Genomic DNA, 14,930 nt, shown 5'->3' on the forward strand with positions numbered 1-14,930 from the left:
ATAAGCATCTTCTTAACAGCCTCCGCACGCTCTGAAGACAAGCGGCTGTTTATAGCAGCAGTGCCTGTTCCGGCATCAGCGTAGCCTGTTATTTCGACAATTGCATTTTTATGATTGTTTAAATATTTAGAAAGTTCGTATACTTTCGCACGTTCTGATTCACGGATAACGCTTGAGTTTATCGTGAAGAATACGTCGCGCTTCATGCCCTCGTCTTTTACCTCTTCTACAACGGGCTCGCTTACCGGCTTCTCTTCAACAACAGGCTCCACGACAGTCTGCTCTACAGGCTCCGGTACCGGGGCAGCCTTCTTCTTGTAGGTCTTGCCCAAGCGTATTGAAACGCTGGCAAGAGCGTTGAAATACCAGTCGGCATTGCCTGCCTTCTTTGAGTTGTACTTGTCTGAGAGAACGTTTGCATTGCCTTCTATACCGAGACTGACACGATCACTCAAACGGAAATCAAGAGCAAGTCCGCCACGGCCTACAGGACGAACTTTTGTGCCGCTCCACAGATAAACCAAGTCATAACCTTGACCGGCAATATTATTAGCCTCATCGTTACCAAAAGCGATATTCGCAGCACCGCCAACAAAAGCAGAAACATTTACCGTACGATGAGGATTGTATCCACAAATGGCATTTGAAAGATTGAACACGACATCGATACTCGGTGCAACATACTTGTATTTATAAGTAATATTGCGTGAAACGCCATCTTCGATGTACCCATTAAAACCTCCTTTGCTCTGCCATGCACCGACAGCCAGTCTTGCACTTAACCATGGATTAAACTGCCAACCCAACCCTATCTGAACGCTCGGTGAAATAAGTTCAGAGAAATCAGACTCACCAAGTGTATACTGGGCTCCTCCCTGCACCTGCAGATATGCGTGGGGCTGGAAGATATATTCAGAAGAAGACTCCTGCGCATTAACAGACGCGTTTGTCGCAAATATCATTGCGGACAGTGCGATAAATAGTTTCCTTTTCATACAATTTCGTTTTTGGTTACTTTTTCTCAGAATCAGCCTTTTGCTGTTTTCTGTATGCTCTTTCAACTGAGTCGCGTTTATCCGGTCTTACAACACCCTTGTCGCCATATTCCGTATTTGTCAGACAAAGCACCCAGTTGCCCATATAATCAACAGGCTTAAAGAACATTTTGGTTGTGATGTCTGGCATATCGCCTTCGGCTTTTTTTATGATTACATGACAGAGCACTTCATTGGCATAATATTCGTCAAATTTTATATACTCTATTTTGTAGTCAACCATCGGAATTGACTCCAGCATGGTTTTCACCTCAGCCATCTCCTCATTGTCAAGCTGCTGCGGCTCTCCCTTCTTGTCAAGATCGTTCCGATAAAGCATGGCTGCTGCCTCATCAAAGTTCTTACTCTTGGCATAGCTGAAGAATTTGTCTACAAGTTCTTTGACAGCAAGCGTATCCTTAGCTGTCATTCCCTGTTCAAATTCGGTCTTCTGCGGTTGCGGTTTCTCCTTTTTGCTTTTACATCCGGCAAATACAAATACAAGAGCAAACACGCATATTAGCGCCAAAAGCCTGTTAAATCTCATTTTATTAGTTTTCATTTATCTTTCAAATTGAAAAAAGAAGGCGGAAGCTCCGTCCGCCTTCCTTAATCATGTCTAATCAAATTAGCGTCTCTTAGCTGCATTACCAGAAGCTGCATTTACATTCAGCTCAACTGTTTCATGCAGTACGCCCCACTTATAAGTAACGGCGAGAGGTATACGAACCTTGAAGCTGTTAGCGCGGCTCATGTTCTTCTGTGTAAGAGTTACAGAACCCATGTTACCAAGCTTGATAGCGCCAGAAGGCTCAGTGAAGGTTACTTCAAAGTCATTAGCATCAACCTCAGCCCAATAACCGCTATAATTTGTTTGGATATTTCCAGAAAGTTTAATGCTCTTAACATCATAGAACTTCCAGAACTCCTTCTGCTGGTTGCTCTTTTCCCAGAATGTCTTAGGATCGTAACCGTTGAAGTCGATGAAGTTCAATGTAACAGGCTGTGTCAAAGTACTGTAATCATTAAGCTGCATATCTGCAATCTGGCTACCTTCTATAAACATCGGTTTGATAACCTTAACATTGAACATATTGTTCTTTAATGTTATCAGATCTGATGCCGGTTGACAAGTAGTAGGCTTAACAACAACTGTCAGAGTCAGAGCATTAGCCAAAGCACCTTCTACATAATCGTAATTATTTATAATGTCTTTAGCTGCATTTGTTGCACCAAGAGTAATTGTTCCGTGTACTGGTTCAATCTCTGCAAGTAATTCACCTGAAGTAGTCGTTATTCTGGTTGATGTTACATTAATGTAATATCTTGCTCCACTTTCACCTACATACTGAGTGATAGCCTGATCTGCTATCGGTGCGAACTCATAAGTTACATTTGCACTAGCTGCAAGAGCAGGATAAGTTCCAGATATAGCATCTTTAATAATCTGTACAGGAATCTTAGAGAATGTATTCTCAACAACCATTGACTGATATTCACATGATGCAGAAGGATCTGTTGCATTACCTACCTGAATATGTAATTCATCATATCCAGCCTCACGTGAGTTGGCAGCATGCCAGTCAGCAGTCTTCTTATCACTATTCTTGATTGTAGCTTCAGGAGCAATATTACGAACTGCTGGTTTCCATGTCAGAGGAACATATACGTCTCTCTGTCCGTGAACTGTGTTGTTAGGCTTGAATCTTACCCAAACTGTTACAGAAGTCTTTGTTCCATCGCCAAAGATCTGATAAGCCTGATTGTTGCTAACAGTCCACTTCAACACGTTTGTCTCATATCCGGCTGTACCATCCTTTGTATTTACGATTGTACCTATCTGATCATCTGCAGCAATCACAGTGAACTTGTTCTTGTTTGCATCATAAGAATACTGAGCAGCATTCTGTGTGTTCCAGTTAAGCTCGAGAGTATAGTTCTTTTCAAACTCTTCCTTGCTCATGTCAAGTGTACCGAGAACGTGGTTCTCAACCTCTGCCCATGTTATAGCTGTTACGTTATTCAAAGCAAGTGCACCATCACAAGCCACAGTAAAGTCTTTATCAACAGGATTAATATCAGTCTCAGGAACGACAACCGGATCTGTTGTAACGTCTGTAATCTTAACAACGATATAGCCTACCTCAGCAACCTGTGAGTTAGTGTTCTCGTCAACAAGTTTAACACGTACAAGCGGAGTACGGCCGATTATCTTGCGGCTTGCTTCTGCACCGTCAATGCCATGAACCTTAAGTATGCTGCCTTTGATAGTTGCGTGCTTACTTTCGTTAGTCTTGTCTGCATCATTTGCGATGTAACCGATAAGTTCATAAACCAGCTTGAATTTCTTCTTGTTGATTTCAGCCTGATCTCCCCAGAAAGTTTCTTTCTTGTTGTCAGCAAACATATAGTGAACGTTAATCCACTTGTCAAGATTAATACCTTCTGTATTGTTGTATGCAATCTCAAGTACAGGCCACTCATATTCACCAGCTGCGTTATGCTTAACGGCATCAGCTGCAGAATATGCCAGATGGTTCTCGCTGCTTTCATCTTCAGCTGCATTTCCTGTGGCAGACTTGTTGATATAGAACTCTTTGATAGCATACTGCTTCAGGGCAGCAAAGTCAGATGTAACGATTGTATCATTGCCATTGTAACGAAGAGCGGCAACATCAACTTTACCATTATTGATGTTTGCTATGCTGTTAGCATTCTTCATACTGAAGTAAACATTGAGCAAACCAGTAATCTTGCTATCTTTCTTAACACTGTCAACCATTATATCGTTTGCATTTGCTGCACGTGTATAATTTGCGTTACTTACGATGAAGCTATATTTAGTCTTATCCAGTTCAACCTCTGCGTTAGACGGATTCATATAATAAGAAGCTGTAACTACTGGAACTACGCTAGTCTCAGAAGATGCACGCTTCTCTGCATAATCATTCGTCTGATTTGCATCCAAATCAGGAGTTGCAAGTCCGCCAGTAATAGCATAATAGTTGAAAGACCAAACACCGATAGCCTCGATACCCTGATAATACTCCTTAGGACTATATACGAGAGACTTAAGCTGTCTGCTCTCAAGGCTGAATCTGTTGATGATCTGTCCTATAATAGCAGAATTCTGAGCCAATTCCTGATAAATATTATTGATCTCATTTTCAACCCAAGACATACGATTTACCAAATCAGCTATTTCATTAGCCATCAGGTCATCGATTCTGTCGTTAACAGCCTGAATCTTCTCATCAATAAGACCTACTGTGCTGTCATCGCCAGTAATAGCGCCGAGCTGTGTTCTCAAAGCATCAATCTGCTTCTGCAAATCAGCATCTTTTGCCTCTAATGATGAAATGGCAGAATTGAGAGCATTTACCTGATTCTGAAGTTCTGTACGCAACTCAGAACCAAGAGCAGCAATCTTATCATTAATGTTATTCTCATTATCTTTCTTGTACTTTTCAAAATCTGCTACAAGATCAGCGATAGACTGTTTAGCCTGATCGGCAGTCATTTTTACATCAGCCAACTTCTGGTCTAATTCAGCAGCCTTGTCCTGAAGGTTCTTGATGGCTGTTGCATGCTCTGTCACTGTTGCCTGAATAGTTTCAACAAGGTTATTTATCTTTGCTATTTCAGTGTTGATGGCAGCTACGTTTGTGTTAACAGCATCGCTAAGTTCCTTTAAGTCAGCACTAAATTCTGTTTTAAGGCCTTCAATTTCGGCATCAATCAAACCCAATTTCTCCTCAGCTGCAGCAATACGTACTACGGCGTCAGCAAGGTCACCCTTAACAGTTTCTATTTCAACGCCAAGTTCTGCTTTCAAGGCAGCAACCTGTGCATCGGTATAAGCCTTTGCAGCGTTAAGACCCTCTGTAAGTTTTGCGTCAAGGGCAGCCAGACTTTCTGCCATGTCAGCAAGTTTCTGAGAGTTTTCTGTAACCATCTTCAGGATAGCCTCATCCTTGCCCTGCAGAGCAGTAATAGCATCAGCATTGTTCTTTATAAGAGCGTTAACCTCAGCCAACTGAGCATCTGCCGCAGCCTTGTTGGCAGCAATCTGCTCCAGTGCTCCGTCGATCTTATCGCCGAGAGCTGAAATCTGGTTGTCGAGCTCACCTTTAACTGTTGCAAGATTTTCGATAACACCGTTCAGGATATCTGCGTTCTCGTCAGCCTTCTGCTGAGCTGCGATAGCCATATCCTTGGCGCTCTGAATCTCGCCGTTAGCTATATCAATAGCACTCTGCAGCTCTTTGTCTGCATTGAGCAAGCCATTAATAGTTTCTTCCTGAGTAGAAACTTTAGAAGAGAGAGCATCCAGCTCTGCGTTAGCTGCATCTATTGAAGCCTGCAACAGAGCACAAGCTTCCTCGATGTTCTTCTTTGAAGCCTCGATTGCAGCAGCCTGTGCGGCGGCAGCCTGAATGTCAGCATAGCTCTTAGCATCAGCTACGGCCTGCTCAAATTCTGATTTTGCATTGGCCAAAGCTGTCTCAAGTGTAGCGTCTTGAGCCTTAAGGGCCTCAATCTCGATGGTGAGATTGTTAATCTTCTCCTTAACCATCTCGTCGAGCGTAGACGCATTAGTCGTGATTTGTTCCTGCAGGTTATTGATGTCGTCATCGTAGTCCTTACAAGAGACAAACATGCTCATTGAAGCGCAGAAGCACGCCGCAAAGAACATTGAACTGAAAAATCTTTTTTTCATTTGACAAATTAATTTAATTAAAAAACTATATATAATTATATTAGAGTATTCTACCACTCTTTCTTGCCAAGAGATGGATTTTAGGCGTCAAAACCTCGTGTTATAAGGATTTTTGTGTCAGCGTATCTTCTGTTATGTCAAATAATAGTTTTTTCAGCATTTTTGAAAAAAAATCGCTAAATCATTTGCAGATATTAGTATTTGTTCATATATTTGCATCGCAATTCCATCTCTTGGCAAGAAAGAGATGGAATTTTTGTTAAGTATTTTACACCTTATTTTATTATATATAACCCTTTGCCGGAACATAGCAAATACATCTTTATAAACTCTGTTTTTCCGTCATCAAGCAACTGTCATATGCTGATTACCGTTACTGAAACAAAATTCACTAATAAAATTAACACAGAAAAAACGTTCGACTTATTTCAAAATAATTAATGCCGACAACAGAAAACTTTTTTATTTTGACGCTCCCAGAGTGGCGATGCCCGTCACGAATACGGCTTCGGGACGTAAAAAGTGCCAAAAACGTAAAATCAAGACAACCAACTGATATACTGACAGTTACGCATTTTCAAGCAGAAAAAGCAAAGAGTTAAAAAATATTACTCTGCCGTTTACCACACAAAAGTGGCCGTTTACGATGTCAAAGTAGCTCACTTTTATGGTTAAACGCAGCGATTTAGCCGTAAAAAACGGCTCTTTTCAGAGATAATACAGACGATAAAGACAACAGATGTTAATACAAACAGGCATTACGGGCCAACGGTTTAACATCTGTTATACATTTGATTTCTATTTCACAGAAAACTTTATACATAATAATGTAAAAAGTTTTCGGATGATGTCATATCACTAACACGGCGCAGATAGCCCAACCGAGAACTGACGGATACCGGCTAAAAGGACATGACGGTTAACGGCATAAGACAAAATAGGCAAAACATTGCGGATATGGCTAACGCCCCGACAGCGCCGTCACGGATTCTTGCGTATCAGCGTCAGTCCGTCGCGCAACGGCAAGAGGACCTTCTCTACGCGGCTGTCGTTCATCACGAAGTCGTTGAAGTTTTCGATGCCGGCAGTCTGGCGGTCGCTGCTCTTGGGCACTTCGAGCACATGACCGTCCCACAGCGTGTTGTCGGCAAGGATGAAGCCGCCGGGACGGAGCACTGACAGCGCCATTTCGTAAGACTCGATATATGTGCGCTTGTCGCCGTCGATGAAAGCCATGTCGAACTCAATGCCCAGTTTGGGCGCCTCCTTTATGGCGTCACCAATGATAAAACGTATCTTGTCTGCCACGGGCGAGTTTTCAATCCACGGACGTGTGAAGTCTTCCTGCTCGTCGTTAATCTCGTATGTGTACACCATTCCGCCTTCTTCCAGTCCTTGCGCCATGCATATAGCACTGTATCCGCTGAACGTTCCCACTTCAAGAATGTTCTTCGGCCGTATCATCCTCACCAGCATCTTCAGCAGTCTGCCCTGCAGATGTCCGCTCGCCATGCGTCCGCGCAACAAGTGAACGTTAGTGGCACGCCACAGTCTGTAAAGATAGTCGCCCTCAGGGTCGATGTGGGACAAAACGTAGTTTTCTAATTCATAATTCATAATTCACAATTCACTTTTCTAATTCATAATTCACAATTCATAATTCATAATTGGGATGCTTTCTTAATTTTTAATTCTTAATTTTTAATTTCCTCCCCTTTCCTCCCAATTATGAATTATGAATTGTGAATTATGAATTAAATATTATTCCTTCTATCGCAAGTCTGTAGGAGTCGAGACCGAAACCGCAGATGACGCCAAGGCAGGCGCACGAAATCATTGACTTATGGCGAAACTCCTCTCGCTTGTGTACGTTAGAGATGTGAACCTCAACAACGGGAGCTTTCAGCGAACGTATGCAGTCCTGCAGGGCAATGCTCGTGTGGGTGTAGGCTCCTGCGTTGAGCACTATGCCGTCGTAGGTGAATCCCACTTCCTGCATCTTGTTGATAAGTTCGCCTTCTATGTTGCTCTGATAATAGTCGATGTTTACATCAGGCATCTTTTTTCTCAGTTCGTCAAGATAAGCCTCAAAAGAGTTGCTGCCGTAAATCTCAGGCTCTCTACGCCCCAGCAGGTTCAGGTTGGGGCCGTTGATAATCATTATGTTCATAATATATCGCGGATTTATACTTTAAGCGGCAACATGCGTGTTGCCATAAGCAATATCGTTTATTGTGATGCAAAATTAATAAAAATAAGGTAAACGCAAGAATCATAAATAAAAAAACGGCGCGGCAAGCATCTTGCAAAATGCCTGCCGCGCCTTATCTATTATAATATATGTCTGCAATTATTTGCCGAAACGCTGTCTCAGTTTCTCGATCATGTCGCGTGTCATGGCGTCAAGGTCATATTCGGGTTTCCATCCCCACTCCTCACGCGCACATGTGTCGTCAAGAGAATTAGGCCATGACTCGGCAATAGCCTGGCGCAGCGGGTCCACCTTATACACCATCTTGAAGTCAGGTATATATTCTTTTATCTTGTTGTAGATAATCTCCGGCTCAAAGCTCATAGACGCAATGTTGAACGAATTGCGGTGCTTCAGTTTTGACGGGTCGGCCTCCATAATCTCTATTGCGGCACGCAGTCCGTCGGGCATATACATCATATCCATATATGTGCCGGCAGCTATCGGGCACTCAAACTCCTCACCCTTTACGGCTGAGTAATAGATGTCAACTGCATAGTCGGTCGTGCCGCCTCCGGGAGGTGTAACGTAAGATATAAGTCCGGGGAAGCGCACAGAGCGTGTGTCAACGCCGAAGCGCACATTATAATAATTGCTGAGCAGCTCGCCCGAAACCTTCGTAACGCCGTACATGGTCTTTGGGTCGCGCACGGTGTCCTGCGGAGTCTTGTCCTTGGGCGTGTTGTCGCCAAACGAGCCAATCGAACTGGGAGTGAACACGGCGCATTGTTTCTCGCGCGCCACCTCGAGCACGTTGAAAAGTCCGCCCATGCCTATCGTCCAGGCAAGCTGGGGCTTCACCTCAGCAACGGCAGAAAGGATGGCAGCAAGATTGTATATTGTATCAATCTTGTATTTAGACACCACCTCGCCTATCTGTTCAGGCTTAGTAACATCAACGACCGCCGACGGTCCCGACTCCAGAAGTTCGCCCTTAGGCTCTGCTCCGGGAATATAACCGGCAACGATATTTCCATTGTAAAGTCCACGTAACTTCATTGTCAACTCCGACCCAATCTGGCCGGTAGAGCCAATAACTAAAACATTTTTCATACTATAAATATTAGATTTACAATTAATCTTGATACATGCACAATATCTTCAATGGACACGCCACAACAACGGCAACCACGCACCGGCAGCCAAAACAACGGCTGCCTAAAGGCAACGCCACACCGGAAATGGCCATGCACAACATCAAATTAAGGTTAACCTGCCGAACCGCCGCCACACCAAGACAACAGACATGGACGGCATGCCGAGGCAGCAATAAGCAGCAGCCGTACACAAAACGGCGCATACATATAATGCAAAGATATGAAGAAAAGATTATATTATAACAAAATTTATCGGATTATTTACTCTAATTTCAAAAAAAACAAGAACTTTGTAAAATGAAAACATTGATGTTAAACTTAATCTAAGAATTATGTACGGAAAAATGAAAGAGTTCCTCACGAAGGAACTGGACGGCATAAAGGCCGCCGGCTTATACAAGAACGAGCGTATAATAACAACTCCGCAGAGAGCCGGAATAAAAGTTGGCGACGGACAGGAAGTGCTCAACTTTTGCGCCAACAACTATCTTGGACTTTCTGACAACACACGCCTTGCCGAGGCTGCGGAGAAAGCCATGAAGGAAAGAGGCTACGGAATGTCGTCAGTAAGATTCATTTGCGGAACACAAGACATGCACAAAGAGCTTGAAGCCGCAATTTCCGATTATTTCAAGACCGAAGACACCATCCTGTATGCTGCATGCTTCGATGCCAACGGAGGTCTGTTCGAGCCTTTGTTTACCGAAGAGGACGCCATCATATCTGACGCGCTCAACCATGCATCAATAATAGACGGCGTCCGTCTCTGCAAGGCTAAGAGATACCGCTACGCCAACGCCGACATGGCCGACCTTGAAAGATGCCTGCAGGAAGCACAGGCACAGCGCCACCGCATAATAGCAACGGACGGCGTGTTCTCTATGGACGGAAACGTTGCCCCGATGGACAAGATATGCGAACTTGCCGAGAAATACGACGCACTCGTAATGGTAGACGAATCACACTCTGCCGGCGTTGTAGGCCCGACAGGACACGGCGTGGCTGAAAAATTCAACGCTTACGGACGCATAGACATCTTCACCGGAACATTAGGCAAGTCGTTTGGCGGCGCAATGGGAGGATTCACCACAGGCCGAAAGGAAATTATCGACATGCTGCGCCAGCGCTCAAGACCATATCTGTTCTCTAACTCTCTGGCACCAGCCATCGTAGGAGCCAGCATCGAAATGTTCAAGATGCTGAAGGAAAGCAACGCCCTGCACGCCAAACTGATGGAGAACGTTGAATATTTCCGCGACAAGATGACCGCTGCCGGATTCGACATCAAGCCTACGCAGAGCGCTATATGCGCAGTTATGCTGTATGATGCAAAACTGTCGCAGGACTTTGCAGCCCGCATGCAGGACGAAGGCATATATGTAACAGGATTCTACTATCCCGTAGTGCCTAAAGGCCAGGCCCGCATACGCGTACAGCTGTCGGCAGGCCACGAGAGAGAGCATCTCGACAAGGCTGTCAACGCCTTCATAAAGGTAGGCAAGGAACTCGGAGTAATCAAATAGCACTCAAGAAAATACGGCCAAGGCGGCACCACACGCTAAACTTGGCTGAGAAATAAAAATCCGGGGCATGTCGGTCCCCGGATTTTTTTAAGCTAAAACCGGGCGTTAGAGTTCAGCCTGTATTTCAGCCTTATATTGAGCTGATTTCCGTCTGACTTTCGCAAGCATGGCAGACTATGGGCAGAAAGACGGACGAAAAGGCGACAACATAAAACAAAAGACGGCTGAAAGCACAGATAAGCAAGACAGATAAAACTATATGCTGTCTAAGAACCGATTGTAGAATAAATCCTGCCGTGCAGACATGGCCATGACGCTAAAGCCGGGAACATACAGAATAAAGCAAAGATGATTCAGAAAGAACAAGACAACATTATACACAAATATATCCGCTACATGAAACTTCAGCGTAATTATTCAGGCAATACGCTCGAAGCATACATCCTTGACATCAACAAGCTATTAAAATTCCTGAAGGACAACGGCATCCGTCCGGAAGCGGCAAAACTAAGCGACATACAATGCTTTGCCGCCTCACTGCACGACATTGGGATATCACCACGCTCACAATGCAGGATTCTAAGCGGCGTGAGAGCATTCTACAAATATCTGTATCTTGACGGATACATCAAGGACGACCCTACAGAACTGCTCGAATCGCCAAAACTCGGCGACCATCTGCCCGAGGTACTCACCACGGAAGAGGTGGACAGACTGGAGCAGGCCATAGACCTGAGCAAATGGGAAGGACAACGCAACAAGGCCATAATAGAGGTGCTGTTCAGCTGCGGACTGCGCGTCAGCGAACTTGTAAACCTGAAGATGTCTGCGCTTTATCTCGACGAACAGTTCGTAAGAATAATGGGCAAAGGCAACAAGGAGCGGCTCGTGCCTATATCTGAAAATGCTATAGAGCAGCTGAAATACTGGTTTATAGACCGCAGCCACATGAACATAAAGCCGGGAGAAGAAGACTACGTTTTTCTGAACCGCCGAGGCGCACACCTCACCCGCACCATGATACTGATAATGATAAAGCGGCTGGGTGCCGAGGCAGGCATACAGAAGACGATAAGTCCGCACACACTGCGCCACAGCTTTGCCACCGCCCTGCTTGAAGGCGGAGCCGACCTGCGCGCCATACAGAGCATGCTCGGACACGAGAGCATAGGCACAACCGAGATTTATACACACATAGACACGCACACTCTGCGCGAGGAAATTCTGAACCATCATCCGAGAAACATGGCAGCAAAGGATAATAAGGTGAAAGAATAAGCCGGCAAAGGCGTGGGACAAGAATGACAATAGCAATCCGTCAAATGAATATATTAGAAAGTGGCGATACCGACTGTAAACTTTTGAAATAAATTATTTCATCTTAATATTTAATGATTATGAAAAAATTACTTTTTGCTTTTTTACTTGCCCTCGTAATTCACAGTACATCTTATGCAAGTAATTTTTCAAAATATCGTGGAGTCTGGGCTTCAAATGATGCAGAAGCGGTTATAACAGACAGCATTTGTATGTTCTTTGAGAAAACTCCAACAGGTCTGAGAGCATTTCTCAATATCCCTACACAAGACATATATAGCTGTACCACTTATAAAGATTCGGCATTTGTCGTTGAAACCACTACGCCTCTTACACTCACTGACGAGGTCAAGACGGTTAACGGAACTGCCGTCAAGACTCTTCGTATTGGAGATAATGTCATGTCTAAGGTAGAGGAGATAACAACCTGTAAGCCTTATGAAAAATCCATTGCCAAAAGTAAGTTAGACATCGGTAAGTGTCTACAGGAATGGAGACTTGGCGCCAGGTTTGGAAAAGATGGCGACGTTTTTATGTGTGAGGTCAATACAAACCGCCATATGTTTGTCTATTTGGTCAATGGCCGTATGATATATATCAGGGCAGCTGCAACAGCCAACAACAATAATGGCACACTGTTTTTTCAGAACATTCGTATGATGCGCAACGATAATACCGGAGAAATGACATCATATATTGAACCTGACAATTATAATATCGCCGCAAACAATTTGAATATTGACAATAGTAAGTTTAATCCCAACGCTTGCGTATTTAGTCCTGATGGCGGAATTTACTGGTCATTCATCTCGTTTACACCAGACCAAATCCAGCTAAACGGCTGTGGCGAAACTTATTATATAAAGCGTACTGATCAATTTGACGAATACTTTAAGTATATTCCCTACGAAAAAGCAGGCTTATAACAATTATTATTTCTGGGATAATGGGCTTTACCATACCTTTGTGGCTTGGTAAAGCCCATATTTTTATTCAGGCCTTCCCGATGAACAGCTTTCGTCAAAGCATATTACCATAAGCTTACCCCGAATCATCATACGGCATATAAGTTCTATCTGTCTTGTTTATTTATGCCTTCATCCGCTCAATAAAAAGCAGCAATCTGCCCTAATAATAAAGGTCTGTTTGGGTTAAAAGACCGTTAAAAGCCGGCGTTTTATTGTTTTAATGTGTTAAATTATCGTTTTTCAATAAATTTTTATTGAAAATATTTGGAACATTCAAATATAGTTCATACATTTGCATATCGAAAAACGATAAATGATTATTGAATTTAGATAACGCTGCTTCCTGCAGGATATTAAAAAGACAATATCACGACGTAGTTTTTCAGAACAAAGAACGTCTAACGACAAAACAGATTAAAGAATTAAATAAACAAGAATAATAACGAAATAAAAAATATAGCATTATGGAACTGATTACAATTACCGCCGCAACAATTATGAGTTTGTTCACAAGCATCGCAGGAACATCCAACTCTGACAACCGCTTCGCATACAATGCAGAGATGCAGGACGGTAAAGTAAGCGCAATAGTTACTTACGACAACAGCGGCAAATATCTTACAGCCAAGACACGCAAGCAATATACATACGACGACCAGGACCGCGTGATAAGAAAAGAGGTGATGAAGTGGAACAGCGACAAGCAGGAATGGGAAAACTACCTCTGCATGGACTACACCTACAACGCCGGCAACACTGTGCTCGACATGAAGGTATGGAAGAACAGCGACAGCGCCTACGTGCAGAGCCAGCGCATGACATACAGCAGCATCAGCGGAAACGCCACGGGAGTTGACTGCTACACATGGAACAAGAGCAGCAACATGTATGAGCTTAACGACAACTACGTACTGCTAAGCGACTACACCGCCAACCTGCTGGCCGACATGAAATGACAGCAACAACGACTCTCTCTAACTAAATAAATAAAGGCCTGCCCGCCGGCCGAGAAAACAGGGCGGCGGGCATTTTTTATGAAAAATACGCAACAAGATGAAAACAAAGCTCAACATATTCTGCCTGCTTATCTTCGCCGTTATCATCGTAGACATATTGATGGCCACCGACCTTATGTTCAGCGGCATGGTCAGCGGATATAAGTCGGCCAAGCACATCCAAGAGACAAACACTGAAAGTGTGGACGGCTATCGCGTTGTTTCGCTCATACCGAACGAAATCACATGGCGCAACGCAATAACCATAACCGACAGCGCAACGAATAAGTCGTATAAGGCATGGCCTACACAGATAAACCTGCCGATAGAGGATTCTTCAGGCACAGCAGGCAGCATTCTGTCAGTAATCATAGGCATAGCAATAATGGTGGCAGGCATCATCACGCTGGTGTCGTTCATACGCTTCGTGCTGAACATCAACCGCAACAACATCTTCACACGGAAGAACACAAAATACCTTAAACGCATAGGCTGGTGCATGGTGATAATAGGTCTGCTGGCAACGATAAAATACTGTAATGACGTATATGCCGCCACACAGACGTTCAGCCTGACGGGCTACACCATCGGATATTCAGACGCCGTGTACACGGGAACGATACTCTTCGGACTATTCTCTCTTGTAATGGCAGAGTCGTTCTCCATCGGACTGAAGATGAAAGAGGAACAGGAACTCACGATATAATAACCTACGTAAACAACTCTAAAGCAACAAGTATGGGTAAAATAATAGTAAACCTCGACGTGGAGATGGCCAAGCGGAAGATTTCGCTCGGCGAGCTGGCCGAAAGAGTGGAGCTTACGCAGGCTAATCTGTCGATCCTGAAGACCGGCAAGGCCAAGGCCATACGCTTCACCACGCTCGAAGCAATATGCCGCGAGCTGGGGTGCCAGCCAGGAGACATTCTGGAATACCGGGAGGAAACATAAACCGGCTTACAGCATGGTATTTACACGAAAGTAACAATTTTGCATACAAAACGTATAAAATTTATTAAATATAA

General features: G+C 44.0%; 12 protein-coding genes. 6 read left to right on the forward strand and 6 right to left on the reverse strand.

Annotation, left to right across the window (positions count from 1 at the left end; genetic code table 11):
• The 6 genes from ACU52_RS12365 to ACU52_RS12390 all read right to left on the reverse strand — a co-directional run.
• Positions 1 to 995 (reverse strand): OmpA family protein (locus ACU52_RS12365; protein ID WP_147630872.1); only part of this gene is annotated, 995 nt, incomplete at its 3' end.
• A gap of 16 nt (positions 996 to 1,011) precedes the next feature.
• Positions 1,012 to 1,596, reverse strand: coding sequence for a hypothetical protein (locus tag ACU52_RS12370; RefSeq protein WP_193391584.1), 585 nt, complete (start codon positions 1,594 to 1,596; stop codon positions 1,012 to 1,014).
• A 66-nt stretch (positions 1,597 to 1,662) separates the two neighbouring features.
• Positions 1,663 to 5,754: a coiled-coil domain-containing protein gene (locus ACU52_RS12375; protein WP_053399008.1), complete on the reverse strand. Its 4,092-nt coding sequence runs from the start codon at positions 5,752 to 5,754 to the stop codon at positions 1,663 to 1,665.
• 981 nt (positions 5,755 to 6,735) lie between these two features.
• Positions 6,736 to 7,371 (reverse strand): O-methyltransferase, encoded by a 636-nt coding sequence (locus ACU52_RS12380; RefSeq protein WP_053399009.1) that lies wholly within the window; start codon positions 7,369 to 7,371, stop codon positions 6,736 to 6,738.
• Between the two features lie 130 nt (positions 7,372 to 7,501).
• Entirely contained in the window at positions 7,502 to 7,924 is a 423-nt protein-coding gene (aroQ, locus tag ACU52_RS12385) for a type II 3-dehydroquinate dehydratase (RefSeq protein ID WP_053399010.1), read from the reverse strand.
• A 180-nt stretch (positions 7,925 to 8,104) separates the two neighbouring features.
• A complete protein-coding gene (locus ACU52_RS12390; protein ID WP_053399011.1) occupies positions 8,105 to 9,058 on the reverse strand; it encodes an NAD-dependent epimerase/dehydratase family protein in 954 nt (317 codons plus the stop codon).
• A 376-nt stretch (positions 9,059 to 9,434) separates the two neighbouring features.
• Between ACU52_RS12390 and kbl the strand changes: the two genes are divergently transcribed.
• From kbl to ACU52_RS12420, 6 genes are all read left to right on the forward strand, one after another.
• The gene (gene kbl / locus ACU52_RS12395; RefSeq protein WP_021855511.1) at positions 9,435 to 10,625 is read left to right on the forward strand and encodes a glycine C-acetyltransferase; all 1,191 of its coding nucleotides are present in this window, start codon (positions 9,435 to 9,437) and stop codon (positions 10,623 to 10,625) included.
• Between the two features lie 348 nt (positions 10,626 to 10,973).
• Positions 10,974 to 11,903, forward strand: a complete 930-nt coding sequence (gene xerA, locus ACU52_RS12400) for a site-specific tyrosine recombinase/integron integrase (protein WP_053399012.1) — start codon at positions 10,974 to 10,976, stop codon at positions 11,901 to 11,903.
• Between the two features lie 119 nt (positions 11,904 to 12,022).
• Positions 12,023 to 12,868, forward strand: a complete 846-nt coding sequence (locus ACU52_RS12405) for a hypothetical protein (protein WP_147630873.1) — start codon at positions 12,023 to 12,025, stop codon at positions 12,866 to 12,868.
• A 503-nt stretch (positions 12,869 to 13,371) separates the two neighbouring features.
• Positions 13,372 to 13,866, forward strand: coding sequence for a DUF3836 domain-containing protein (locus ACU52_RS12410; RefSeq protein WP_262503072.1), 495 nt, complete (start codon positions 13,372 to 13,374; stop codon positions 13,864 to 13,866).
• Positions 13,867 to 13,963: 97 nt separating this feature from the next.
• Positions 13,964 to 14,611 carry a DUF2975 domain-containing protein gene (locus tag ACU52_RS12415; RefSeq protein WP_021855518.1) on the forward strand — a complete coding sequence of 216 codons (648 nt, stop codon included), beginning with the start codon at positions 13,964 to 13,966 and terminating at the stop codon, positions 14,609 to 14,611.
• Positions 14,612 to 14,643: 32 nt separating this feature from the next.
• Positions 14,644 to 14,856: a helix-turn-helix domain-containing protein gene (locus tag ACU52_RS12420; protein WP_021855519.1), complete on the forward strand. Its 213-nt coding sequence runs from the start codon at positions 14,644 to 14,646 to the stop codon at positions 14,854 to 14,856.
• The last annotated feature ends 74 nt before the right edge of the window (positions 14,857 to 14,930 follow it).

The sequence above is a fragment of the Xylanibacter rarus genome, assembly GCF_001275135.1.
Lineage (GTDB): Bacteria > Bacteroidota > Bacteroidia > Bacteroidales > Bacteroidaceae > Prevotella > Prevotella rara.

Bases quoted from the DNA above. Each gene is read 5' to 3' on its own strand.
- ACU52_RS12370 (WP_193391584.1), bottom strand. From the start codon at position 1,596: ATGAAAACTAATAAAATGAGATTTAACAGGCTTTTGGCGCTAATATGC.
- ACU52_RS12375 (WP_053399008.1), bottom strand. From the start codon at position 5,754: ATGAAAAAAAGATTTTTCAGTTCAATGTTCTTTGCGGCGTGCTTCTGC.
- ACU52_RS12380 (WP_053399009.1), bottom strand. From the start codon at position 7,371: ATGAATTATGAATTAGAAAACTACGTTTTGTCCCACATCGACCCTGAG.
- aroQ (WP_053399010.1), bottom strand. From the start codon at position 7,924: ATGAACATAATGATTATCAACGGCCCCAACCTGAACCTGCTGGGGCGT.
- ACU52_RS12390 (WP_053399011.1), bottom strand. From the start codon at position 9,058: ATGAAAAATGTTTTAGTTATTGGCTCTACCGGCCAGATTGGGTCGGAG.
- kbl (WP_021855511.1), top strand. From the start codon at position 9,435: ATGTACGGAAAAATGAAAGAGTTCCTCACGAAGGAACTGGACGGCATA.
- xerA (WP_053399012.1), top strand. From the start codon at position 10,974: ATGATTCAGAAAGAACAAGACAACATTATACACAAATATATCCGCTAC.
- ACU52_RS12405 (WP_147630873.1), top strand. From the start codon at position 12,023: ATGAAAAAATTACTTTTTGCTTTTTTACTTGCCCTCGTAATTCACAGT.
- ACU52_RS12415 (WP_021855518.1), top strand. From the start codon at position 13,964: ATGAAAACAAAGCTCAACATATTCTGCCTGCTTATCTTCGCCGTTATC.
- ACU52_RS12420 (WP_021855519.1), top strand. From the start codon at position 14,644: ATGGGTAAAATAATAGTAAACCTCGACGTGGAGATGGCCAAGCGGAAG.